Genomic DNA, 20,555 nt, shown 5'->3' on the forward strand with positions numbered 1-20,555 from the left:
CGTTCGGCGGGCCACGAGGGAGCGGCGCCGGTGCCGTCATCCCTCCACCCACCCTAGGCACGTGCCCCGCGGTCTCGCGCGACGGCTGCGCCGGCTCCGGCGTCGGTACCGTGCCCCCATGAGCGAGCACCCCCGACAGCCCTCCGTCGACGTCCACGTCGTCGTCGTCACCGTGTCCGACCGCTGCTCGCGCGGCGAGGCCGAGGACCGGTCCGGCCCGCTCCTGGTCGGGCTCCTCGCGGACGCGGGGTACGGCCGCGTCGGCACCGACCTCGTGCCCGACGGCGCCGCGTCGGTCCGCGACGCCGTCGCCCGGGCCGTCGCCTCCGGGGCGCGCGTCGTGCTGACGACGGGCGGGACCGGCGTCGGGCCGCGCGACCTGACGCCCGAGGGGACGCGCCTGGTCGTGGACCAGGAGGTCCCCGGCATCGCCGAGGAGCTGCGTCGGCGCGGCGCCGCGCACGTGGCCGCCGCGGTGCTGTCGCGCGGGATCGCCGGGACCGCCCCGGGACCGGACGGTCGCGTGCTCGTCGTCAACCTGCCCGGTTCGACGGGCGGGGTGCGCGACGGCTGGGCCGTTCTCGAGACGATCGTGCCGCACGTGCTGTCGCAGCTCGGCGGCGGCGACCACTGACCTCGCGGTCGCAGGTCCGCGCCGACCTCCGGGCGTCAGCCCCCGGCGAAGGGTGGCAGGACGTCGACGAGCTCGTCGGCGCTCACGGGTGCGGCGTCGTCGGACGCGCGGACGCCGCCCACGAGCAGCGAGCAGCGCGGCAGGACGTCGGCCAGGGCCGGGTGCCGCGAGACGAGCGCCGCGTGCAGCGCGCCGACGGTCGTCGCGACGACGGTCTCCGACTCGACCCCCGCGGCCTCGCGGGCACCGGCGAAGTACCGGACGGTCGCCACGGTCAGGCCTCCGGCGTCTCGGTGCCGGGCAGCTCGGGCTCCACGGTCCAGGCGAGAGCGAGCTCGGTGGCGCGAGCCAGCACGTCCTCGATCGGGTGGTCGGCCCCCTCGCCCGCGGCCATCCCGGCGACGTACCCCGCGATGAACGTCGTGAGCGGGGCCGCAGGACGCTCGACGCCGTGGGCCGCGTCGCGCGCGAGGTCGAGGACGGCCCCGATGTCGACGACCTCGGGGTCGAGGTCGTACTCGTCGACGAGGGCGTCCACCCAGCGCTCGAGGTTGGTCATCGCGGCCTCCTGTCCTCGGGGGTGGCGTCCGCCGCGCGGTCGGTCCCGGCGCGACGGTCGTGCTCGTGGGCATCCTGCCACGTGTCCACGTCGTCGGTGAGGCCGGCCGCGTCGTCGACGGTCCGGGCCGGCAGCGCGCCGAGCAGGCGGTGGGCGGGCGCGCCGTCGACGCCACCCGCCGCGCGCAGCCGCGCGACCGCGGCGTCGAGCGCGTCACGGCGGTAGAGACCCACGAGCCACTGGTCGCGGCCGTCGCGCACGGCGCGGACCGCGTCCACGCGGTCGCCGGTAGCGTCGGTGTCGGTGTCGGTGTCGGAGTCCGCGGCTGCCGCGAGCAGGAGCGGGACGGCGTCCGCGGCCTGGGGGACGTCGCACGCGAGGACGAGCACCCAGGGTGCGGGGGCGCCGTCGGGCAGGGCGGCGAGGCCCGCGGCGATCCCCGCCACCGGACCGCCGAACGGGGGGTCCTCGCGCGTCAGCAGGTAGCGGGCCGGCCCGACGGTGGGGTCGGCGAGCTCGGCCGGCCCGACGACGACCGTCGCCCGCGCGCCCGACGTCGCCGCCAGCGCGTGCTCGAGCAGGGGTCGGCCGGCGACGACGAGGCCCGGCTTCGGCGTCCCGAGCCGCTCCGCGCGCCCGCCGGCGAGCACCACGGCGTCGTACGGCGGAGGTCCGGACGGTTCGGCACCCGAGGCACGGTCCGGCAGCTGCCGGACCGGAGCGCCGGCTGCCGAACCGTCGGCGTGCCGGGTCACGGCTCGCGGTGCCAGTCGCCGGACTTGCCGCCGGTCTTCGCGACGAGGCGGACGTCCGTGAGCTCGACCGACTTGTCGAGGCCCTTGACCATGTCGACGACGGCGAGGCCGGCGACGGCGACGGCGGTGAGCGCCTCCATCTCGACGCCCGTGCGGTCGGCCGTGCGGACGGTGGCCGTCACGTCCACCCCGTGGTCGCCCACGGTCAGGTCGACGACCGCGCCGTGCACCCCGATGACGTGCGCGAGCGGCAGGAGCTCGGCCGTGCGCTTGGCGGCCGCGATCCCGGCGACGCGTGCGACGGCGAGCACGTCGCCCTTCGGGACGGCGCCGTCGCGCAGCGCCGCGACGACGTGCGGCGAGCACCGCACGACGCCCGTGGCCGTCGCGGACCGGACCGTCGGCTGCTTCTCGGTGACGTCCACCATGCGCGCGTGGCCGCGCTCGTCGAGGTGCGTGAAGCTCATGCGCCCACTCTTCCACGGCTCCCCGCGGTCTCCGCCCACGACGAGGTGTGCGGTCGTTGCCACGGGCGCCGCCGTGCCGCAGGATCGAGGGCATGCGCAGCTCACTCCTCGACCACGCCGAGCGCTCCGTCGAGCCCGGCAGCTTCCAGCTCCAGAACGACCGCATGCTCAAGGTCGACCTGACCGGCACGGGCGGGTTCTTCTTCGCCAAGCAGGGCTCGATGGTCGCCTACCAGGGTGACGTCGACTTCGCGTACGAGGGCTCGGGCGGCCTCGGGAAGATGTTCAAGAAGGCCTTCACCGGCGAGGGGATGTCCCTCATGAAGGTCTCCGGCAGCGGTGACGTGTTCCTCGCGCAGGACGCCGACCAGGTGTTCGTGCTCCACCTCGAGGACGAGGGCGTCACGGTCAACGGCGCCAACGTCCTCGCGTTCGAGAGCAGCCTGACGTGGGACATCAACCGCGTCGAGGGCGCGTCGATGATGAGCGGCGGGCTGTTCAACACGACCTTCCGCGGCACGGGCTCGATCGCCGTGACGGCGTACGGCACGCCGGTCGTGCTGAGCGTCGACGTGCCGACGTACGTCGACATGCAGGCCGCGGTCCTCTGGTCGACGTCGCTGCAGTCGGCGGTCCGCAAGACGGCGAAGCTGGGCGCCGCGATCGGCCGCGGCTCGGGCGAGGCGTACCAGCTCGCGCTGTCCGGGCAGGGGATCGTCGTCGTGCAGGCCTCGGAGGGGCACCCGATCCCGACCGCGAAGTAGTACCCGGGTCGCCCCGGCCCACGGCCGGTGGGGCGCTAGCTGGCCAGGCCCCCCTCGGGCGGGCCTCCCGCCTCGAAGTACGCGGTGCTCTCGGGATCGGCCGGGTAGTACATCTCGACCGCGACCTCGTCGAGGGTGACGTCTCGTGGCGAACCGAAGGTCGTGATGGTCGAGAACAGCCGCAGGTCCTGGCCGTCCACGCGCAGGTGCATGGGGATCGCGACGTCGGACTCGATCGACGGCTCCGTCCCCTCCTCGGCACCCGGGCCGAGCAGCTCCTCGTAGAGCGCCGTGAGGGCGGGGTCCGGCGCGGCGGCGAGCTGGCGCCCGATCCGGGCGCGGAACATGGCCCGCACGTCCGCCAGGTTGACGACCAGCGGTGCCAGCCCGCGCGGGTCGAGACCGAGGCGCACCAGGTTGACGGGCGGTCGCAGCAGGTCGGGGGAGACGTGGGCGAAGAACGGCTCGACGGCCCGGTTGGTCATGATCACGTCCCAGCGGCCGTCGACGACGACCGCCGGGAAAGGCTCGTGCGCGCGGATCACCCGCGCCACGGCGCGGTGCGCCGCGGCCAGCTCGTCGTCGTCGAGCGGGCGCTCCGGGAAGCGCGGGGCGAAGCCCGCGGCGAGCAGGAGGCGGTTGCGGTCGCGCAACGGGACGTCGAGGTGGTCCGCGAGCCGCAGGATCATCGGTGCGCTCGGATGGGACCTGCCGGTCTCGACCAGGCTGACGTGCCGGGGCGAGACGTCGGCGGCGATGGCCAGGTCCAGCTGGCTCAGGCGCCGTCGACGCCGCCAGGATCTCAACAGCTCCCCGACCGTGTGCACAGTCGTCGACGCTAGACGGTGCCGGCACGGTGCGCCATGACATGCCATGTCATCGACAGGGGGCGGGAGGCGAGGAACGGTGGGCGTCATGACCACACAGGGCACGACCACCGGCAGCGCCGGGGAGACGAACGTGGACACCGTGCGGCGGGTGCTCGGGGAGGTGTTCGTGGCGGGCGACGTCGGCGCACTCGTGCCCGTGCTCGACGAGAGCTTCGTGCACCATCGGCCTGACGGGACGTCGCGGGGCCGGCAGGAATGGGTCGCCGCCGTCCGCGAGACGGTGGCCGAGGCCCGCGGCGTGCAGGTGGACGTCCAGCACCTGCTGGCCGACGGCGACCACGTCGTCATGCATTCCGTGCGCCGCCTGCCCGGTGGGCCCGCGGTCGCCGGGGTGGACATCTGGCGGTTCGACGGCGGCCGGGTCGTCGAGGCGTGGGAGGTGCTCGAGCCGGCGGCGGAGGCGGCGGGGCACCTGCGGTGGTGGGAATCAAACGCCTGACCCGGGTGAGGAGACTCGACCTAGTCCAGGAGGAGCACGCGGACCGCGTCCCCCTCCGCCAGGGCCGTGACGTCCGCCGGCACGACGGCCACCGCGTCGGCGATCGCCAGCGCCGAGAGCCGGTGCGACCCGGAGCCCTCCCGACCGTGCTGCACCGGACGTGCGAGGACGACGCGCGCGTCGTCGGGCCCTGCGTGCCGCACGAGGACGAGCTGCTCGCGGCCGGGTGGCGACGCCCACCCTTCGCCCGCCACCCGGGTGACCAGGGCGCGCCGTGGTTCCCGACAGCCGCGCAGCCGGTCCACGACCGGACGGACGAACAGCTCGAACGACACGAACGCGCTCACCGGGTTGCCCGGCAGGGCCAGCCACGGGACGCCCCGCCAGCGCGCGAGGCCCTGGGGCTTGCCGGGCTGCATGCCGACGGCGACGAGCTGCGCGTCGGTGACCGCGTCCGCCCAGGGCGTCCCGGCCCGGGTGGCGGGGTCGAGCAGCCCGCGGACGACGTCGAACGCCCCGGCGCTCACCCCGCCCGTGGTGACGACGAGGTCCGGTGGTGCGACGGCGCCGTCGGGCCACGCGCCCGAGAGCACCTCGTCGAGCGCGACGCCGAGGGCCTGGACCGTGTCGCCCACGGCACCGCGCCGCACGACGTGCGCGCCCAGGGCACGCGCCGCGGCGGCGACGAGCACGGAGTTCGAGTCGGGGAGCATGCCGGGCCCGGGGACCGTCCCGGCGGCGACGAGCTCGCTGCCCGTCGAGACGACGGCGACGCGCGGCTCGCGGTGCACGGGCAGCGTCGCGTACCCCGCGGACGCGGCCACGGAGACGTGGCGCGCGCTCAGCCGCGTGCCCGACCCCAGCACGACGTCGCCGCGCCGCACGTCCTCGCCCCGGGCGCGGACGTGGGTGCGTCGCGCACCGCCCCGGCCTGCGACGGGGAGCGTCACCGTGCCGGTCCACGAGTCCGGGGACGCGGGCGAGCCGGGCACGAACCGGCCCGTCGACGTCTCCTCCACGGGCACGACGGCGTCCGCGCCGGCCGGGACGACGGCCCCCGTCATGATGCGCGCCGCCTCCCCGGGCCCGATGCGTGGTCCGGCAGCGCCGGGTCCGCCGTCCACCCCGGCCGGGCCGCCCGGGCCGCCCGCCGGGCCGCCCGGGCCGCCCGCCGGGACGTCCGCGACGACGCGCAGCGTCACAGGGTCGGTCGGGGTGGCGCCCCGCACGTCGGCGGTCCGGACGGCGTAGCCGTCCATCGCCGACGAGTCGGACGCGGGGGAGTCGAGGAGCGAGACCACGTCCGAGGCGAGCACGAGACCGAGCGCGGCGTCGAGGCCGTGCTCCACGACCGGCAGGGGTGCGACGAGGGCGAGCGCGGCGTCCACGTGCTGCGCGACGGTCCGCCGGTCCTCGGGAGGGGTCATGGGCGCACGCTACCGAAGTGCGGGTGCCGTCCGTCGACCACTGGGCTAGGTTGGAGGTGGAGTCAAGAAGCGGCCCGAAAACCCCCTGGATCCAGGAGGACCACATGGCCCCGAACTCCGTGACCGCCGACACCCCCGCGCAGACCACCCCCGTGCGCCCGGCGTCCCTCGCCGAGGTTCTCGCGCTCGGCACGCACCTCCTCGTCGGGCAGTACCGGGTCGAGATCGGCACCGGCACGTGGTGGTGGTCGGACGAGGTGTACACGATGCACGGCTGGGAGCCCGGCGACGTCGAGCCCGGGCTGGACGCGCTGCGCTCGCGCAAGCACCCGGACGACCGCGCCCGCGTCGTGCGGGTGGGGACCGAGGCGCTGCGCACGGGACGTCCCTTCTCGTGCGCCCACCGGATCGTGGACGGCCACGGCCGTGCGCGGACCGTCGTCATCACCGGGCAGGGGCGGCGCGACGCGAGGGGGCGCGTCGTCGAGATCGCCGGGTACGTCGTCGACGTGACGCCGGTGCAGCGCGAGGTGCTCGACCGCGAGGCGAACCGCGCGGTGACCCGGGCGTTCGTGACCGCCGCCGCCGTCGAGCAGGCGAAGGGCGTCCTCATGGCCGTCCACGGCGTGGACGACATGGAGGCCGCTCGGCTCCTCGCGGAGGGCGCGAGCGAGGCGGGGACACCCGTGCACGACGCCGCGGCCCAGGTGATGGCCGCACTGACGAAGGCGGGCGGGGTCGGCCCGACGGCCGAGGCGACCGTCGCCGGAGCGCTCGCCGCGGTCAAGCCGCCGGCCCGGCCGCGCGCCCACGACGCCCAGCTCGCGCGACGTCGCGAGCCCGCCCGCAGCTGATCAGGAGGTCGAGATGACGGACGACACCACCGCTTTCCCCGCCCAGCAGCAGGAACCGCCCGGTCTGACCGGGCCCATGGACCCGACGCCCGACCACGGCGAGCGGTCGTACCGCGGAAGCGGCCGGCTCGAGGGTCGACGGGCGCTGATCACCGGCGGCGACTCCGGCATCGGCCGCGCGGTCGCCATCGCCTTCGCCCGCGAGGGCGCCGACGTCGCGATCTCGTACCTGGCCGACGAGCAGGAGGACGCCGAGGAGACCGCGCGCTGGGTCCGTGAGGCCGGTCGCACGGTCGCGCTCCTGCCCGGCGACCTCACCGAGGAGGCGACGGCGCGCGCCCTCGCGGGACGGGCCGCGGCCGAGCTCGGTGGCCTCGACGTGCTCGTGAACAACGCCGGCTTCCAGTACGCCCGCCGCGAGTCGTTCGCGGACGCGACGACCGACGAGTTCGACCGGGTGCTGAAGACGAACCTGTACGCCCTCCTGTGGGTGACGCAGTCGGCGCTCGAGCACCTGGGCGAGGGGGCGAGCATCATCAACGTCTCGTCGATCCAGGCGTACCAGCCCTCGACGTCGCTGCTCGACTACGCGTCGACGAAGGCCGCGATCAACAACCTCACGGTCAACCTCGCGGCCGAGCTCGGTGCGCAGGGGATCCGGGTCAACGCGGTGGCCCCCGGGCCGATCTGGACGCCGCTCCAGCCGGCCACGCAGCCGCCGGAGAAGATCGAGCAGTTCGGCCAGGACACGCCGCTCGGCCGCGCGGGGCAGCCCGCCGAGGTCGCGCCCGCGTTCGTGTTCCTCGCGTCCGCGTCGGACGCGAGCTACGTCTCGGGGACGGTGCTCGGTGTCACGGGAGGAAAGCCCGTGTTCTGAGCCACGATGCCTCCCCCGGGTCGCGGCTGCTCGGCCGATCGCCGCAGCCCGACGGGAGGACGGAGGACGAGCCAGCCGTGCTCGTCCGGGGGCGGGTCCTTCGCGAGAGCGACGGCGCCCGACCGGGACACAGGCCGCCACGCCTTGTGCGGGCGAGACGGCCCACCGCTCCCGCCCCGTCCGGGCCGCGCGCCCGGGCGGGGTTCCCGAACCGGTCGCCGGCGAGCCCGACGTAGTCTGGTACCGGACAGACCGAGAAGGAGCCGCACGATGAGCATCGAGCAGCGCACTGCCGACCTGGGCAGCACGACCGAGGACGAGCCGCGCGCGGCCGCGCCCGGCGCGCCGATCGTCGTCGACGGGCTGACCGTGACGGGACGCGTCGCGGACGCGGCGCGTGCCCTCGCCGACGAGCCGACGCTCCAGCAGACGCTCGACCGTGTGGTCGAGCTCGCGGTGTCGATGGTCGACGGCTGCGAGTCCGCGGGCATCTCGCTCATCTCGCGGGGTCGCATCGACAGTCCCGCGGTGTCGGACCCGCTCGTCGCGCGCGGGGACGAGCTGCAGTACGAGTTCGGCGAAGGGCCGTGCCTCGACGCGATCCGTCAGTCCCCCCTCGTGGAGTCCGGCGACATCGAGGCCGACGTGCGCTGGCCCCGGTGGGCCCCGCAGGTCGCGGACGAGCTGGGCGTCCGCTCGATGCTCTGCGTCCAGCTCTACACGTCGGAGACCGCCCACGGCGCGCTCAACATGTACGCGACGACACGGAACGCGTTCGGACCGGACGACCACCACCTGGCCTCCACCTTCGCCGCCGTCGCCGCCGCGGCGATCTCGGCGGCGCGGACCGAGGAGCAGCTCCAGTCCGCCGTGCAGACCCGCACTCTCATCGGCCAGGCGCAGGGCATGCTCATGGAGCGCTTCTCGCTGTCGGCGAGCCGGGCGTTCGCGGTGCTGAGCCGGGTGTCCCAGGACTCGAACGTCAAGCTGGTCGACGTCGCGCGGGAGATCGTCGAGACGCGCCGCGTCCCCGGGATCGACCGCCCCGACGCGCCGACGTCAGGATCCTGATCCCTCCAGGTCGGCTTCGCCGGCGGCACCCGCGGCGGGACGGCGCTCCGCGTCGGTGAGCAGCGCGTCGACGCGCTCGCGGGCCGCCTCGACGACGTCGCCCGAGGTGCCCAGCCCGCCCACGAGCCGCCGCGCCAGCTCGCGCACCGCGACGTTGGCGTCGTTGGACCGCTTGCGCAGCAGCTCGAACGCCTCGTCGGAGTCCACGCCGAAGGCGACCATGAGGACGCCCTTCGCCTGCTCGATGACGGAGCGCGAGGCGTCCGCGGCGCGGATCGCCGCGGTGGCCTCGCGACGCGCCGCCTCCTGGTGGTGCTCGGTGACGTCCACGAAGTAGCCGGCGATCTCCGCGACCTGCCCGCTCGTGCGGTTGCGTCGGCCCTGCGCCGCGACGGCGAGGATGCGTGTGGCGCCGGAGGCGTCCACGATGCGGTGCATGGACCCGAAGGCGTGTCCGCTGCGTGCCGCGAGCGCGAGGGCGCGCACGCCCCGGTCGCGGTCGTCGGGATGGGTGTGCGACACGAGCAGCGAGGTCGTCGGCACGACCTCGCCCGGCGCGAACCCGTGCATGGCGAACACCTCGTCGGACCACCACCACCGGTCGGTCGCGAGGTCCACGCGGAAGCGGCCGACGGGCTGCGGCTCGCCCGCGACGAGGGCGGCGAGCACGGTGACGAGATGACCCTGGCTGGTGATCGCGAGCTGTGGGTCGTCGAAGGGCTGAACGGCGTCCATCGATGGGTGTCCCCGGGGGTCGAAGCAGGACGGAGCCGATTCCTGACCCCAGCAGTGGAAGATTAGCCCAGCGCGCGGCCGAAGGCGGCCCGCGACGTACGAGTGGTCGAGCAGGCGGCACCTGCTCCGACGGACGGAGGACGACATGGGTGCGGGCGAGGACGAGGCGCGGGCCGGGAAGGACGACCGAGGCCGTGACGAGACCCCCGACGAGCGGTCCGACCGCAACTGGGTGGAGCTGCTGCAGGAGCTGCGCGTCATGCAGACCGGCGTGCAGATCCTCACGGGCTTCCTGCTGACGCTGCCGTTCCAGGCGCGGTTCGCCGACCTCGACGAGTTCCAGGTGGGCGTGTACCTGACGCTGGTCGCGCTGTCCGTGCTGACGACGGGTCTGTTCGTCACGCCGGTGAGCATCCACCGGGCGCTGTTCCGCAAGCATCGCAAGCCCGAGCTGGTGACGCTGAGCGACCGCGTCACGCGTGCCGGGATCGTCGTCCTCGCCCTGGTCTTCACCGGGACGGTCCTGCTCGTCGTGGACGTCGTCGTGGGCCGCACGGCCGCGCTCTGGGCGAGCGGTGCGGTCCTGGCGCTGCTGGCGACGCTGTGGCTCGTCCTGCCGCGCGTCGCGGTGCGCGACGCGGTGCGCGAGGCCTGAGCGAGACCGGCCGCCGTGCGGGGTCAGGCGGAGGCCGTTGCCTCGCGGGCCCGCACGCCCCGGCGGACCGGGCCGAGCGTGAAGAGGAGCGTCGCGAGCGCGGTGAGGGCGAGCAGCCCGAAGCCGAGCCCGTACGTCCCCTCGAGCTGGTAGACGGCGCCCATGAGCAGCGGCGGGATGAACCCGCCGAGGCCGCCCGCGGCGCCGACGAGGCCGGTCACGGCACCGACCTTGTCGGGCGGCGCGACCTTCGCGACGAGCGCGAACGTCGCGCCGGAGGACGCGCCGAGCGCCGCGGCCAGGCCGAGGAACGCGATGGTGCCGACCGGCACGAGGTCGGGCTGGAACGCGACGACGGCGGCGAGCGCCGTCACGACGACGAAGCACACGACCGAGACCGGGACGCCGCCGAACCGGTCCGAGAGCGTGCCGCCGACGGGTCGCATGACGACGGCGAGCACGACGAAGCCCGCGGTGCGCGCCGCGGCGTCGGACACGGTGAGGTCGTAGGCGTTGACGAGGAAGGTGGGCAGGTAGACCGAGAACGCGACGAAGCCGCCGAACCCGACGGCGTACAACCACGAGAGCTGGAGCGTCACGGGCATCCGGAACGTCGACCACGTGCGGGCCCAGAAGCCGCCGGCGGCCCCGGCCGCGCGCCCGGGCGCGTCGCGCAGCAGCAGCCACGACGCGACGGCGAACACCGCGAGGATCGCCGCGACGAGCAGGAACGGCGCCGCGTCGCCCCAGGCGTCACGGATGCGGACGGTCGTGAACGCAGAGATCGCCGTGCCGCCCATGCCCATGCCGAAGATGCCGATCGCGGTGCCGCGCCGGGCCGGCGGGTACCACGCGTTGACGAAGGGCACGCCGACCGCGAACGCCGTGCCGCCGAGACCGAGGAAGAACCCGCCGACGATCAGCGCGACGAAGCTGTCCGCGACGAGGCCCACGAACAGCACGGGCAGGATCGTGGCCGCGCTGACGAGCGGGAACATGAGGCGTGCGCCGAACCGGTCCGTGAGGGCCCCGACGGGGATGCGGCCGAGCGAGCCGACGACGACCGGCACCGCGACGAGGACCGAGACCTGGACGTCGGTGAGGTCGTACTGCTGCCCGTACGCGGCGCCGAGCGGGCTGATGAGCGCCCAGGCCCAGAAGTTCACGGCGAACCCGATGGTCGCCAGGGCGAGCATGAGCGTGGGGGAGGTGCTGGGTGCCGGTGGTCCGGCGGGGGCCTCGGGCGCGACGTGCCGGGGCGTCGCCGGGGTCTCGTCCTGCCGTGCCATGTCCGCTCCTGGGGGAGGTGCCCGTCCTCGGGCACGGGGAGGTTCGCCGCCGTCCACGCTATCGGCGTCGTCCCGGGCCCGCGCGACGAGCCGCCCGTAGCGTAGGGGCGTGCTCACCTGGCTCTTCGGCGGCGTCGCGCTGCTCAACGTCTACGCGCTGGTGCTCATCGTGCTGCGGGCCGTCGTCTACCGCACGACGGTCTACCGGCCGATGCTGCTCAACCTCGCGCTCTCGATCGTGCCCGTCTTCGTGCTCGGTGCGGTGGTCCTCGTCGACGCCGCGCTGCTCGCCGCGGGGGTGACGTCGTGGGTCGTCGCGACGGTGGCCGTGCTGGGGACGCTCGTCTGGCTGGTCCTGCTGCCGAACGCCGGCTACCTCGTCACCGAGCTGAACCTCAACCACCGCAAGGACGGCGAGGGGGTCCCGCTCTGGTACGACATCGTCGCGGTGCTGACGCTCGCGCTGTCCGGGGTGCTCAACACGGTCGTCAACGTGCTCGTCGCGCAGATGCTGTACGCCGTCGTGCGGTACCCCGAGGACGACGCCCCGTTCGCCCGGCCGGGGTCCTGGCTCGCCGTGGCCGCCGTGCTGGTCCTCGTCACCGTCGGGATCTACCTCGGCCGCTACGTGCGGTTCAACAGCTGGGACCTGCTGCACCCCGCGCAGTTCGTGCGCAAGCTCGTGCGGCACCTGCGCGAACCGGGGACGCTCGGCCAGGCCGTGCTGTTCTGCGTGCTGCACACGCTGCTGCTCGCCCTGGTCTACGCCGTCGTGGTGGGACCGATCACGACGGTGTTCGTCCGCGGGTCCTGACGGCACCGCTCGCACCACCGTAGGATGCGCGGCGTGACCACGACGCCGCCTCGGGCCGCCCGCGCCGTGCCCGTGGCGCGAGCCCTCGTCGGCACGTGGCCCCGCCGGGCGGCCCTCGCGGCCGTGCTCGGCGTCGTGGTGGGCACGACGGCGGCCGGGGGCCTCGCGAAGCACGTCGCCGCCGACGCGGGGCCGGCCCGGGCCGCCGCCGGCGAGCCGGTCCCGACCGGGCCGTTCGACCTCACCGTGCGGTCGTGGTCCGTGACCGACGACGTGCAGGTCTCCGCGCTCGAGGACGCCGGCGCGGACGCGTGGCTGCTCGTGGTCGTGGGCGCGCTCGACACCGATCGTGAGTCGCGCCGCCTCGACGACACCGCCGTGACGCTCCCGGCGGAGCTGCCCGCCGGCCTGGCGCTCGTGGGCGAGGCGGAGCCGGACCGTCCCGGGACGACGCTGCTCGTGCGCGACGCCTCGCTCTACCCCGTCCTGCAGCCGGGCCTGCCCGAGGACGTCGCGCTCCTGTGGCCCGTGACGGTCGAGGACGCGGGCGCGGTGTCCGACGACCCGGCCACACCCGACGAGCCGCTCACCGTGACCCTGCCGACGTTCCGGTACCGGGACATGACGATCGGGGGCGGGAGGCGGTGGGCCGAGACGGGCGCGGTGGTGCTCGTGGACGTCCTTCCCGGCGACGTGCCGGCGGACGTCGTGGACCCGCCGGAGGAGGAGGTCGACTGGTGAGCGATCAGACCACCGAGGCGGCCGTCGTCGGGTCCGCGCGGCCGGCGCCGTCCGACGCGCCCGTGACCTCGCGGCCGCGGCGCGGCGACCGGGTCGTGACCGCCGTCCTGCTCGCCCTCGCCGTCGTGGTCGGGGCGGCGGTCTCGCGCGTCGACACGTGGTGGCCCACCCTCACGTCGACGACGACGCGCGGTGCCGTGGGCGAGGTCGTCACGGCGGGGCCCGTGCGCGTGCGGGTCGACGACGTCCGTACCGGCACGGTGCTCGAGGACGGCTTCGACACGCTCGCGACCGACGGCGTCTGGGTCGCCGTCGACCTCGCGGTGTCCGGCACGACGCAGGAGGCGGGCCTCGAGGTGCTGGAGCTGCGCGACGCCGACGGTCGTGACCACGAGGCCTCGCACCGGGTGCGCAACCCGATGATGAGCACGTTCGTGGACCCGGACGTCCCCGAGGCGGGGACGGTCGTCGTCGAGGTCCCGGCCGAGGCGCTCGAGGGGGACGTCGTGCTGCGCGTGCTCACGGAGCACCAGGACGCGGACATCGACCGCCCGCAGGCCGTCGCCGAGATCGACCTCGGCCGCGTCGGGCCGCCGCCGGACGGCGGCACCGTCGAGATGCTCGAGCCCGCGCTCGTCCCGGGCGGGTGGGGCGGTTGAGCGGCGTCGGCGGCGTCGGATGGTGGCGCGCGAACCGCTGGTGGCTGGTGGTGCTCGCGGTCGCGCTCGCGGCGCTCGGCGCGCTCACCTGGCGCTCCGACGCCGTGCAGGGGTGGTGGGCGTCGGAGCCGCACCGCGGCCACACGGCGGACGACGAGGGCTGGGCGCAGGTCGGCGACGTGCGGGCCCGCCTCGCCGGGACCGAGGTCGTCGACTGGCTCGACGACGGCTACGACGGCCGCGTCGAGGCCCCGGACGGGTACACCCTGTGGGCCGTCGACCTGTCGGTGCGCTCGGACGCCACGCCCGGCCCGGCGAGCGCGGAGGAGGCGTACTCCGCGTGCGAGGTCGTGCTCGTCGACACGTCGGGCCGCCAGTTCACCGCGGGCGCGTCGTCGCTGCCCGGCATGCCGGTGACCGATCCGCCGGTGTGCACGGGTGCCGTCTCCAGCCGCGCCACGCAGTACTTCCTCACGCCCGACGACGCCGAGCCCGCCGAGGTGCGCCTCGTCGAGCCGGAGCTCCTGCCGGACTACTGGTCCTTGCCGGTCACCGCCGGGTCCGGCTGACGCTCGCGCGAGAGCCGCGCCGCGCGTCGCGTGCGCAGCGCCGACGGCAGTCCCAGGTTGGCGAGCAGCGCGTCGGCCGCGGCGGCGAGCAGAACGGTCGTGAGCACCTGCACGACGACCGTCGCGACGGTCTCGAGCGGGCCGATCACCGCGCGCCACGCGACGATGCCGGGCTGGCCGAGCACCGCCTGGGCCGCCGTGAAGACGGTCTGCTCGGCGAGCGTGAGCAGCGCGAACGCGACGCAGAACAGCAGGACCGCGCTCCAGCGGCTGCGCCACAGCATGCCGAGGGCGCCGACGAGGCCGCCGAACCGCCGACCCGGGTCGAGCATGAAGCCCCAGGCCGCCTGGGCACGCTTCTCGCCGAGCGTGCGGTTGACCCGGTCGACGACACGCGTCGCGCGTCCGTCGGTGCCGTCCTGCGCCGCGCGCGTCCGCGCGGGGTCGACGACGTCGACCGCCTCGACCCCGTAGACGATCGTGCCGAGCGTGAGCCACGCGAGCGGCACCACGAGCCCGGTGACGATCCCCGCGAGCAGGAGCGACGTCGTCGGACCGACGGCCGCGACCAGCGGCTCCAGGAGGTCCACGCGTGCGACGACGCCGTCCCACCACGTCGTCACCTCGACGACGACGACGCGCGACGTCCACCACTCGCGGACGCTCCCGACGACCGCCGTCACGGTGAAGGCGCCGACGACGATCCAGACGACCTCGCAGTACCCGGCGACGATGCGCACGGCGGCCGTGCGGGCGCTGCGTCGGGCCTCCCCGCCCGCCTCGACGACGCCCCGCTCCAGGCGCTTCGCGAGGCGCTCGAGGAGGGTACGGGCGAGCAGCGCGCCGGCCACGAGGAGCACGACGGTGAGCCCGAAGCCCTCGGGGATCGGGTCGGCGGTCTCGATCCCCGCACCGGCGGCGAACGCGTGGTCGAGCGCGGCGGAGTCGACGTACGCCTGCCAGTCGGACGACAGACCGCCGTAGAACTCGTAGATGACGAGGTACGGGACGAGCACCGACGCGATCGACCCGAGGAGAGCGCGCACCTCGATCCGGTCGCGGTCGTCCCGCGGCTCGCGGCGCAGGACGTGCAGCATGACGACGATCCCGACGACCGTCGCGAGCGGCGAGAAACACAGCACGAGCAGCCCGAGCTCACCCGACGACGGCGCGACCGTGAGCGCCGCCTGCAGCGCGAGCTCGTGGGCCACCTGGGCGAGCACCGCCACCGCGACGAGCGCGGGCCAGTGGCGCACGAGGAGGCGTCCGGCGTCGACGAGGACGCGCGAGCCCGCGCGCAGCACGGACGGCGCGGCGCCGGCGTCGGGCGCGGGCGTCGAGGTCATCGGGACGGGGTCCGTCACGCGCGCCAGGGTACCGGGGCTGCGCGCCGGGGCCCGACCTGGCTCACGACGAGCCGAGGACTACGACAGGAAGCGCGTGACGACGCGCTTGGCCTCCTTGCCGGCGAACCGGCGGGCGAGGACGCCGACACCCGCGGCGACGGCCGCGAACGTCACGGCGGAGACGATGCCGACCTCCTCGTCGTCGAGGTCCTTCGGCGCGTCGTGCCCCGTGACCTTCGCCCACACGAGCGTGACGAGCTTCTGCGCCGCCCAGCCGGCCGCGAACGTCAGCGCGACGGTCCCCACCTTGACGGCGAGGGTGGCCTTCTCCTCGGTGTCTGCCACGGGTGCTCCTCCATCGGGTCGGCGGTCCCGGCGGGGCCGGGTGTGCTGCGCACCACCGTAGTCCCTGGCCTGCGTCGACGCCGTGCGGCAGCCACCGCGGTGTACGCTCGCCGGGAACGACAGGGGAGCTCCCCGGGAGCTGAGAGTGCGGACCACCGCAGACCCTCGAACCTGATCCGGTTAGCACCGGTGGAGGAAGTCGGGAATCTCGATCACCCGTCCGCGTCGGCCGTCGCGCCGACGCTGGCGGATGGACCCCTCCTGAACGTCCGGGGAGGACACATGCAGCACACCACCCGTCGTCGGGCAGCGCGGCCCGGCCGTCACGTCACGACGGCGTCCCTCGCCGCGGTCACGCTCCTCGCCGCTGCCGCGTGCAGCGGGGGCGACGACACGGCCGGGGGCGACGGCGCGTCGTCGGGCACCGTCACGCTCGTCACGCACGACTCCTTCGCGGTGAGCGACGACGTGCTCGCCGCGTTCGAGGAGGAGAGCGGGCTGACCGTCGAGCAGGTCGCCCCCGGCGACGGTGGCGCGCTCGTCAACCAGCTCGTGCTCACCAAGGGCTCGCCGCTCGGCGACGTCGTGTTCGGGATCGACAACTCGTTCGCGACCCGCGCGATCGACGAGGGCGTGCTCGACCCGTACACGCCCGCCGACCTCCCGGCGTCCGCAGAGCCGTACGCCGTCGGCGACGGCGAGCTGACGCCCGTCGACGTCGGCGACGTGTGCATCAACGTCGACCACGCGTGGTTCACCGAGGCCGGGGTGCCGGAGCCCGAGACGCTCGAGGACCTGGCGGAGCCCGCGTACCGGGACCTGCTCGTCGTGACCAACCCCGCGACGTCGTCGCCCGGGCTCGCGTTCCTCCTCGCGACCGTCGGCGCGTTCGGCGAGGACGGCTGGGAGCAGTACTGGGCCGACCTGCGCGAGAACGGCGTCAAGGTCGTCGACGGCTGGTCCGACGCCTACTCCGTCGACTTCTCCGGCGGCGAGGGCGCGGGCGACCGCCCGCTCGTGCTGTCGTACTCGACCTCGCCCGCGTTCACGGTCTCCGAGGACGGGACGTCGTCGTCGACGGGCGCGCTGCTCGACACGTGCTTCCGCCAGGTCGAGTACACGGGCGTCCTCGCCGGGGCCGAGAACCCCGAGGGCGCCCAGCAGCTCGTCGACTTCCTCGTGAGCGAGGCGTTCCAGGCCGACGTCCCGGGCCAGATGTACATGTACCCCGTCGACGACACCGTCGCGCTGCCCGCCGAGTGGGAGCAGTTCGCCCCGCTCGCCGACGAGCCGTTCGAGGTCGCGCCCGAGGACATCGACGCGCACCGCGACGAGTGGATCAAGGCGTGGACGGCGACGGTCGTCGACTGACCACGCCGGTGCTCGGCCGTGGGTGGTCCCGTGCTCGGCGCGGGCTGCTGTGGGGGGTCGCGGCGGCGGTGCCGCTGGTGTTCCTCGGGGTGTTCTTCGCGTGGCCGGTCGTGGCGCTCGTCGCGCGGGGGTTCGTCGGGCCGGAGGGCGGGCTCGACCTGTCGGGGTTCGCCGAGGTGTTCTCCGACCCGCGGACGTGGCGGATCGTCCGGCTCACGCTGTGGCAGGCCGTGCTCGGGACGACGTTCTCGCTGCTCCTCGGCGTGCCCGGCGCGCACGTGCTGTACCGGTGCCGGTTCCGCGGGCGGCGCGTGCTGCGCGCGCTCGTCACCGTGCCGTTCGTCCTGCCCACGGTCGTCGTGGGCGTCGCGTTCCGCACGCTCCTCGTCGAGGGTGGGCCGCTCGGGTTCCTGCGGCTCGACGGGACGTTCGCGGCGATCGTCGTGGCGCTCGTGTTCTTCAACTACTCCGTCGTCGTGCGCACGGTCGGCGGGCTGTGGGAGCACCTCGACCCGCGCGCGGAGCAGGCGGCGCGCGCGCTCGGCGCGACGCCGTGGCGCGCGTTCCGCACGGTGACCCTGCCCGCGCTCGCCCCGGCGATCGCGAGCGCCGCGTCGATCGTCTTCCTCTTCTGCGCGACGGCGTTCGGCGTCGTCCTCGTCCTCGGCGGCATCCGCTACGGGACGATCGAGACCGAGATCTGGATCCAGACGACGCAGTTCCTCGACCTGCGCACCGCCGCCGTCCTGTCGGTCGTGCAGCTCGTCGTGGTCGTGGCGGCGCTCGCGGTCGCGAACCGCACGCGCGCGAAGCGTGAGCGGGCGTTGACGCTCACCGCCGCGTCGAGCGCTGCGCACCCGCTGCGGCTGTGGCAGCGCGGGTCGGGCGGTCCGGCGAGCGGCCGGCCCGGCGGTGACCTCCTGCCCGCCGCGCTGACCGCCGTCGTGGTCGTGGTGCTGGTCGGGCTGCCGCTCGCGACGCTCGTCGTGCGGTCGCTGCGCGTGCCGGGCGGCGGCTGGGGTCTCGACAACTACGCGAACCTCGGCACGACGGGCGGGCGCAACGCGCTGTCCGTCACCGTGTGGGAGGCGGCGGGCAACTCGCTGCGCACCGCGGCGCTCGCGACGCTGCTCGCGGTGGTGATCGGGGGCCTCGTCGCGCTCGTCGTGTCCCGGCGACCGCGGTCGCGCACGGGACGCCGGGCGATCGGCGCGCTCGACTCGCTCTTCATGCTCCCGCTCGGGGTCTCCGCGGTGACGGTCGGTTTCGGGTTCCTCATCACCCTGGACCGGCCGCTCGGGCTCGACGTCGACCTGCGCACCTCGGGCCTGCTCGTGCCGATCGCGCAGGCGGTCGTGGCGATCCCGCTCGTCGTGCGCACGGTGCTCCCGACGCTGCGCGCGATCGACCCGCGCCTCCGGGAGGCCGCCGCGACGCTCGGTGCCGCGCCCGGCCGCGTGTTCCGCAGCGTCGACGGCCCCATCGCCGCGCGGTCGCTCGGCCTCGCGGTCGGGTTCGCGTTCGCGGTGTCGCTCGGCGAGTTCGGCGCGACGTCGTTCCTCGCCCGCCCCGACACCGCGACCCTGCCCGTGGTGATCTTCCGGCTCGTCGGGCGACCGGGTGCCGAGAACCAGGGCATGGCGCTCGCGGCGAGCGTCGTCCTGGCCCTGCTCACGGCCGTCGTCATGCTGCTCGCCGAGCGGTTGCGCGGCGACCGCCCCGGAGGAGAGTTCTGATGGTGCACACCGACCCGACCACGCGGCCCGTCGCGCCCGGCCCGGCACCGCGACCCGTGCAGCACGCGGCGGACGGCGCGGGCCTCGAGGTGCGCGACGTCGTCGTCCGGTACGACGGCGCCTCCCGCCGGGACCCGCGCACGACGGCGGTCGCGGGCGTCTCCCTCGACGTCGCCCCCGGCGAGGTGCTCGCGCTGCTCGGGCCGAGCGGCTGCGGCAAGTCCAGCCTGCTGCGCGCCGTGGCCGGGCTCCAGCCGGTCGCCGGCGGCACCGTGCGCTTCGCGGGCGACGACCTCGCGGGGATGCCCGTGCACCGGCGCGGGTTCGGGCTGATGTTCCAGGAAGGCCAGCTCTTCCCGCACCGCGACGTCGCGGGCAACGTCGCGTACGGGATCGCGGACCTGCCGCGTGCCCAGCGGGACGACCGGGTGCGCGAGCTGCTGGGCGTCGTCGGGCTCGCGGGGTACGAGGGGCGCGCGGTGACGACGCTCAGCGGCGGCGAGCGCCAGCGGGTCGCGCTCGCGCGGTCGCTCGCTCCCCGGCCGCGTCTCCTGCTGCTCGACGAGCCGCTCTCCGCGCTCGACCGCGGGCTGCGCGAGCGGCTCGCTCTCGACCTGCGCGCCGCACTGCAGGCGACCGGCACGACCGCCGTCTTCGTCACGCACGACCACGACGAGGCGTTCACGGTGGCCGACCGCGTCGCCGTCATGGACGCCGGCCGGGTGCTCCAGGTCGCCCCGCCCGAGGAGCTCTGGCGGGCGCCGTCGTCGCGCCGCGTCGCGGAGTTCCTGGGCTACCAGGCGTTCCTCCCGCTCGGGGACCTGTCCGGCCGAGTGGTCACCGGAGGGTCCACCCGCCCTGACGCGCCGCGTGACGGAGTGCTGGCGATCGGGCCGCGGGGGCTGCGCGTCGTCGGGCCGGCGGACGTGTCAGGGTCACCGGTCACCGGGGTGACCGCTCGCCCTGACACGTGGCGCGGGACGGTCGTCGGGAGCGTCTTCCGCCGCGGTGCGACGGAGGTGACGGTCGACGTCGCGCTCCCCGGGGGCGCGGGACCCGCCCGCGTCGTCGCGCTCGCCGGCGGGCCCGCCTGGGCGGCGGGCGACGAGGTCGACGTCGCTCTGGACCCCGCGGGGTGCGCCGTCGTGCCGGCCTGAGCGTCGTCCACGGCCGTTCGGCGCGCGACGACGACGGGCACGTCCTAGCGTCGAGGGATGAGCGACGCATCGATCGGAGAGCAGCTTCCCGAGAAGGACGGCGGCAAGGCCGCCAAGATCCTCTACCGTCCGATCGGGCTCGTGAGCTCGATCGTCGGCGGGCTCGTCGCGGGGCAGGTGTTCAAGCAGGTCTACAAGCGCGTGGCCCCCGGAGACCGCAAGGACGCCCCCACCCCGCTGCAGTCGGAGTACCCGCTCAAGGAGATCGTCCTCGCGGCGCTGATCCAGGGTGCGATCTATGCGGTGGTGAAGGCACTCATCGATCGTGGAGGCGCCCGCGCGTTCGAGCGCTGGACGGGGGAGTGGCCGGGCGACTGACCGCTCGGCGGTGGTCGTCCGCC

At 75.1% G+C, this 20,555-nt stretch carries 25 protein-coding genes and 1 riboswitch; of the genes, 15 read left to right on the plus strand and 10 right to left on the minus strand.

Annotated elements, in window-relative coordinates:
• The first annotated feature begins 118 nt into the window (after nucleotides 1-118).
• Entirely contained in the window at nucleotides 119-634 is a 516-nt protein-coding gene (locus ACZCLJ_RS15595; protein ID WP_463104406.1) for a MogA/MoaB family molybdenum cofactor biosynthesis protein, read from the plus strand.
• Nucleotides 635-669: 35 nt separating this feature from the next.
• Here ACZCLJ_RS15595 and ACZCLJ_RS15600 read toward each other — a convergent pair whose 3' ends face one another.
• The 4 genes from ACZCLJ_RS15600 to moaC all read right to left on the minus strand — a co-directional run bounded on the left by ACZCLJ_RS15600 (nucleotide 670) and on the right by moaC (nucleotide 2,415).
• Nucleotides 670-906, minus strand: coding sequence for a MoaD/ThiS family protein (locus ACZCLJ_RS15600; protein ID WP_251149854.1), 237 nt, complete (start codon nucleotides 904-906; stop codon nucleotides 670-672).
• Nucleotides 907-908: 2 nt separating this feature from the next.
• On the minus strand, nucleotides 909-1,193 hold the full coding sequence (locus ACZCLJ_RS15605; protein ID WP_251149855.1) for a DUF6457 domain-containing protein: 285 nt from the start codon (nucleotides 1,191-1,193) through the stop codon (nucleotides 909-911).
• Nucleotides 1,190-1,843 carry a molybdenum cofactor guanylyltransferase gene (gene mobA / locus ACZCLJ_RS15610; protein ID WP_463104407.1) on the minus strand — a complete coding sequence of 218 codons (654 nt, stop codon included), beginning with the start codon at nucleotides 1,841-1,843 and terminating at the stop codon, nucleotides 1,190-1,192. Before mobA ends, ACZCLJ_RS15605 begins: the two co-directional genes overlap by 4 nt.
• A gap of 101 nt (nucleotides 1,844-1,944) precedes the next feature.
• The gene (gene moaC, locus ACZCLJ_RS15615) at nucleotides 1,945-2,415 is read right to left on the minus strand and encodes a cyclic pyranopterin monophosphate synthase MoaC (RefSeq protein WP_251149857.1); all 471 of its coding nucleotides are present in this window, start codon (nucleotides 2,413-2,415) and stop codon (nucleotides 1,945-1,947) included.
• Nucleotides 2,416-2,507: 92 nt separating this feature from the next.
• Here moaC and ACZCLJ_RS15620 point away from each other — a divergent pair, with 92 nt between their 5' ends.
• The gene (locus ACZCLJ_RS15620) at nucleotides 2,508-3,179 is read left to right on the plus strand and encodes an AIM24 family protein (protein WP_463104408.1); all 672 of its coding nucleotides are present in this window, start codon (nucleotides 2,508-2,510) and stop codon (nucleotides 3,177-3,179) included.
• Between the two features lie 35 nt (nucleotides 3,180-3,214).
• Here ACZCLJ_RS15620 and ACZCLJ_RS15625 read toward each other — a convergent pair whose 3' ends face one another.
• Nucleotides 3,215-4,006 (minus strand): MmyB family transcriptional regulator, encoded by a 792-nt coding sequence (locus ACZCLJ_RS15625; protein ID WP_463104409.1) that lies wholly within the window; start codon nucleotides 4,004-4,006, stop codon nucleotides 3,215-3,217.
• An 88-nt stretch (nucleotides 4,007-4,094) separates the two neighbouring features.
• Here ACZCLJ_RS15625 and ACZCLJ_RS15630 point away from each other — a divergent pair, with 88 nt between their 5' ends.
• Nucleotides 4,095-4,508, plus strand: a complete 414-nt coding sequence (locus ACZCLJ_RS15630; RefSeq protein WP_463104410.1) for a nuclear transport factor 2 family protein — start codon at nucleotides 4,095-4,097, stop codon at nucleotides 4,506-4,508.
• A 20-nt stretch (nucleotides 4,509-4,528) separates the two neighbouring features.
• Here the strand turns inward: ACZCLJ_RS15630 and ACZCLJ_RS15635 are convergent, their stop codons facing one another.
• Nucleotides 4,529-5,935: a molybdopterin molybdotransferase MoeA gene (locus ACZCLJ_RS15635; protein WP_463104411.1), complete on the minus strand. Its 1,407-nt coding sequence runs from the start codon at nucleotides 5,933-5,935 to the stop codon at nucleotides 4,529-4,531.
• Nucleotides 5,936-6,039: 104 nt separating this feature from the next.
• Between ACZCLJ_RS15635 and ACZCLJ_RS15640 the strand changes: the two genes are divergently transcribed.
• The 3 genes from ACZCLJ_RS15640 to ACZCLJ_RS15650 all read left to right on the plus strand — a co-directional run bounded on the left by ACZCLJ_RS15640 (nucleotide 6,040) and on the right by ACZCLJ_RS15650 (nucleotide 8,737).
• Nucleotides 6,040-6,789, plus strand: a complete 750-nt coding sequence (locus tag ACZCLJ_RS15640; protein WP_463104412.1) for a PAS and ANTAR domain-containing protein — start codon at nucleotides 6,040-6,042, stop codon at nucleotides 6,787-6,789.
• Nucleotides 6,790-6,802: 13 nt separating this feature from the next.
• Nucleotides 6,803-7,666 carry an SDR family oxidoreductase gene (locus ACZCLJ_RS15645; protein ID WP_463104413.1) on the plus strand — a complete coding sequence of 288 codons (864 nt, stop codon included), beginning with the start codon at nucleotides 6,803-6,805 and terminating at the stop codon, nucleotides 7,664-7,666.
• Nucleotides 7,667-7,936: 270 nt separating this feature from the next.
• Nucleotides 7,937-8,737 carry a GAF and ANTAR domain-containing protein gene (locus ACZCLJ_RS15650; RefSeq protein WP_463104414.1) on the plus strand — a complete coding sequence of 267 codons (801 nt, stop codon included), beginning with the start codon at nucleotides 7,937-7,939 and terminating at the stop codon, nucleotides 8,735-8,737.
• Here the strand turns inward: ACZCLJ_RS15650 and ACZCLJ_RS15655 are convergent.
• A complete protein-coding gene (locus ACZCLJ_RS15655; protein ID WP_463104415.1) occupies nucleotides 8,726-9,472 on the minus strand; it encodes a PAS and ANTAR domain-containing protein in 747 nt (248 codons plus the stop codon). The genes ACZCLJ_RS15650 and ACZCLJ_RS15655 overlap by 12 nt on opposite strands.
• A 145-nt stretch (nucleotides 9,473-9,617) precedes the next feature.
• Here ACZCLJ_RS15655 and ACZCLJ_RS15660 point away from each other — a divergent pair, with 145 nt between their 5' ends.
• Complete coding sequence (locus ACZCLJ_RS15660; RefSeq protein ID WP_463104416.1) at nucleotides 9,618-10,127, plus strand: DUF6328 family protein; 510 nt, start codon at nucleotides 9,618-9,620, stop codon at nucleotides 10,125-10,127.
• A 23-nt stretch (nucleotides 10,128-10,150) separates the two neighbouring features.
• Here the strand turns inward: ACZCLJ_RS15660 and ACZCLJ_RS15665 are convergent, their stop codons facing one another.
• Entirely contained in the window at nucleotides 10,151-11,416 is a 1,266-nt protein-coding gene (locus ACZCLJ_RS15665) for an MFS transporter (RefSeq protein ID WP_463104417.1), read from the minus strand.
• A gap of 109 nt (nucleotides 11,417-11,525) precedes the next feature.
• On the opposite strand from ACZCLJ_RS15665, the gene ACZCLJ_RS15670 reads away from it, so the two are divergent.
• From ACZCLJ_RS15670 to ACZCLJ_RS15685, 4 genes are read left to right on the plus strand one after another with little or no spacing between them, the layout of a single operon-like run.
• Nucleotides 11,526-12,230 (plus strand): DUF1361 domain-containing protein, encoded by a 705-nt coding sequence (locus tag ACZCLJ_RS15670; RefSeq protein WP_251149868.1) that lies wholly within the window; start codon nucleotides 11,526-11,528, stop codon nucleotides 12,228-12,230.
• A 33-nt stretch (nucleotides 12,231-12,263) separates the two neighbouring features.
• On the plus strand, nucleotides 12,264-12,971 hold the full coding sequence (locus tag ACZCLJ_RS15675; RefSeq protein ID WP_463104418.1) for a hypothetical protein: 708 nt from the start codon (nucleotides 12,264-12,266) through the stop codon (nucleotides 12,969-12,971).
• Nucleotides 12,968-13,630: a hypothetical protein gene (locus tag ACZCLJ_RS15680; protein WP_463104419.1), complete on the plus strand. Its 663-nt coding sequence runs from the start codon at nucleotides 12,968-12,970 to the stop codon at nucleotides 13,628-13,630. Before ACZCLJ_RS15675 ends, ACZCLJ_RS15680 begins: the two co-directional genes overlap by 4 nt.
• On the plus strand, nucleotides 13,627-14,199 hold the full coding sequence (locus ACZCLJ_RS15685; RefSeq protein WP_463104420.1) for a hypothetical protein: 573 nt from the start codon (nucleotides 13,627-13,629) through the stop codon (nucleotides 14,197-14,199). Before ACZCLJ_RS15680 ends, ACZCLJ_RS15685 begins: the two co-directional genes overlap by 4 nt.
• On the opposite strand, the gene ACZCLJ_RS15690 is transcribed toward ACZCLJ_RS15685, so the two are convergent.
• A complete protein-coding gene (locus ACZCLJ_RS15690) occupies nucleotides 14,163-15,563 on the minus strand; it encodes a hypothetical protein (protein ID WP_463104421.1) in 1,401 nt (466 codons plus the stop codon). The genes ACZCLJ_RS15685 and ACZCLJ_RS15690 overlap by 37 nt on opposite strands.
• A 60-nt stretch (nucleotides 15,564-15,623) precedes the next feature.
• Nucleotides 15,624-15,890 (minus strand): DUF4235 domain-containing protein, encoded by a 267-nt coding sequence (locus ACZCLJ_RS15695; RefSeq protein ID WP_251149873.1) that lies wholly within the window; start codon nucleotides 15,888-15,890, stop codon nucleotides 15,624-15,626.
• Between the two features lie 111 nt (nucleotides 15,891-16,001).
• A riboswitch (TPP riboswitch) is annotated at nucleotides 16,002-16,105 on the plus strand.
• 67 nt (nucleotides 16,106-16,172) lie between these two features.
• Between ACZCLJ_RS15695 and ACZCLJ_RS15700 the strand changes: the two genes are divergently transcribed.
• The 4 genes from ACZCLJ_RS15700 to ACZCLJ_RS15715 are packed head-to-tail and all read left to right on the plus strand — an operon-like array spanning nucleotide 16,173 to nucleotide 20,532.
• Complete coding sequence (locus tag ACZCLJ_RS15700; RefSeq protein WP_463104422.1) at nucleotides 16,173-17,261, plus strand: thiamine ABC transporter substrate-binding protein; 1,089 nt, start codon at nucleotides 16,173-16,175, stop codon at nucleotides 17,259-17,261.
• The gene (locus ACZCLJ_RS15705; RefSeq protein WP_463106416.1) at nucleotides 17,258-18,997 is read left to right on the plus strand and encodes an ABC transporter permease; all 1,740 of its coding nucleotides are present in this window, start codon (nucleotides 17,258-17,260) and stop codon (nucleotides 18,995-18,997) included. The genes ACZCLJ_RS15700 and ACZCLJ_RS15705 overlap by 4 nt, the downstream gene beginning before the upstream one ends.
• Complete coding sequence (locus tag ACZCLJ_RS15710) at nucleotides 18,997-20,154, plus strand: ABC transporter ATP-binding protein (protein WP_463104423.1); 1,158 nt, start codon at nucleotides 18,997-18,999, stop codon at nucleotides 20,152-20,154. Before ACZCLJ_RS15705 ends, ACZCLJ_RS15710 begins: the two co-directional genes overlap by 1 nt.
• A gap of 57 nt (nucleotides 20,155-20,211) precedes the next feature.
• Nucleotides 20,212-20,532 carry a DUF4235 domain-containing protein gene (locus ACZCLJ_RS15715; RefSeq protein ID WP_251149876.1) on the plus strand — a complete coding sequence of 107 codons (321 nt, stop codon included), beginning with the start codon at nucleotides 20,212-20,214 and terminating at the stop codon, nucleotides 20,530-20,532.
• The last annotated feature ends 23 nt before the right edge of the window (nucleotides 20,533-20,555 follow it).

It is taken from the genome of Cellulosimicrobium sp. So1_17, assembly GCF_055181235.1.

Bases quoted from the DNA above. Each gene is read 5' to 3' on its own strand.
- ACZCLJ_RS15595 (WP_463104406.1), top strand. From the start codon at position 119: ATGAGCGAGCACCCCCGACAGCCCTCCGTCGACGTCCACGTCGTCGTC.
- ACZCLJ_RS15605 (WP_251149855.1), bottom strand. From the start codon at position 1,193: ATGACCAACCTCGAGCGCTGGGTGGACGCCCTCGTCGACGAGTACGAC.
- moaC (WP_251149857.1), bottom strand. From the start codon at position 2,415: ATGAGCTTCACGCACCTCGACGAGCGCGGCCACGCGCGCATGGTGGAC.
- ACZCLJ_RS15620 (WP_463104408.1), top strand. From the start codon at position 2,508: ATGCGCAGCTCACTCCTCGACCACGCCGAGCGCTCCGTCGAGCCCGGC.
- ACZCLJ_RS15630 (WP_463104410.1), top strand. From the start codon at position 4,095: ATGACCACACAGGGCACGACCACCGGCAGCGCCGGGGAGACGAACGTG.
- ACZCLJ_RS15635 (WP_463104411.1), bottom strand. From the start codon at position 5,935: ATGACCCCTCCCGAGGACCGGCGGACCGTCGCGCAGCACGTGGACGCC.
- ACZCLJ_RS15640 (WP_463104412.1), top strand. From the start codon at position 6,040: ATGGCCCCGAACTCCGTGACCGCCGACACCCCCGCGCAGACCACCCCC.
- ACZCLJ_RS15645 (WP_463104413.1), top strand. From the start codon at position 6,803: ATGACGGACGACACCACCGCTTTCCCCGCCCAGCAGCAGGAACCGCCC.
- ACZCLJ_RS15650 (WP_463104414.1), top strand. From the start codon at position 7,937: ATGAGCATCGAGCAGCGCACTGCCGACCTGGGCAGCACGACCGAGGAC.
- ACZCLJ_RS15655 (WP_463104415.1), bottom strand. From the start codon at position 9,472: ATGGACGCCGTTCAGCCCTTCGACGACCCACAGCTCGCGATCACCAGC.
- ACZCLJ_RS15660 (WP_463104416.1), top strand. From the start codon at position 9,618: ATGGGTGCGGGCGAGGACGAGGCGCGGGCCGGGAAGGACGACCGAGGC.
- ACZCLJ_RS15665 (WP_463104417.1), bottom strand. From the start codon at position 11,416: ATGGCACGGCAGGACGAGACCCCGGCGACGCCCCGGCACGTCGCGCCC.
- ACZCLJ_RS15700 (WP_463104422.1), top strand. From the start codon at position 16,173: ATGCAGCACACCACCCGTCGTCGGGCAGCGCGGCCCGGCCGTCACGTC.
- ACZCLJ_RS15710 (WP_463104423.1), top strand. From the start codon at position 18,997: ATGGTGCACACCGACCCGACCACGCGGCCCGTCGCGCCCGGCCCGGCA.
- ACZCLJ_RS15715 (WP_251149876.1), top strand. From the start codon at position 20,212: ATGAGCGACGCATCGATCGGAGAGCAGCTTCCCGAGAAGGACGGCGGC.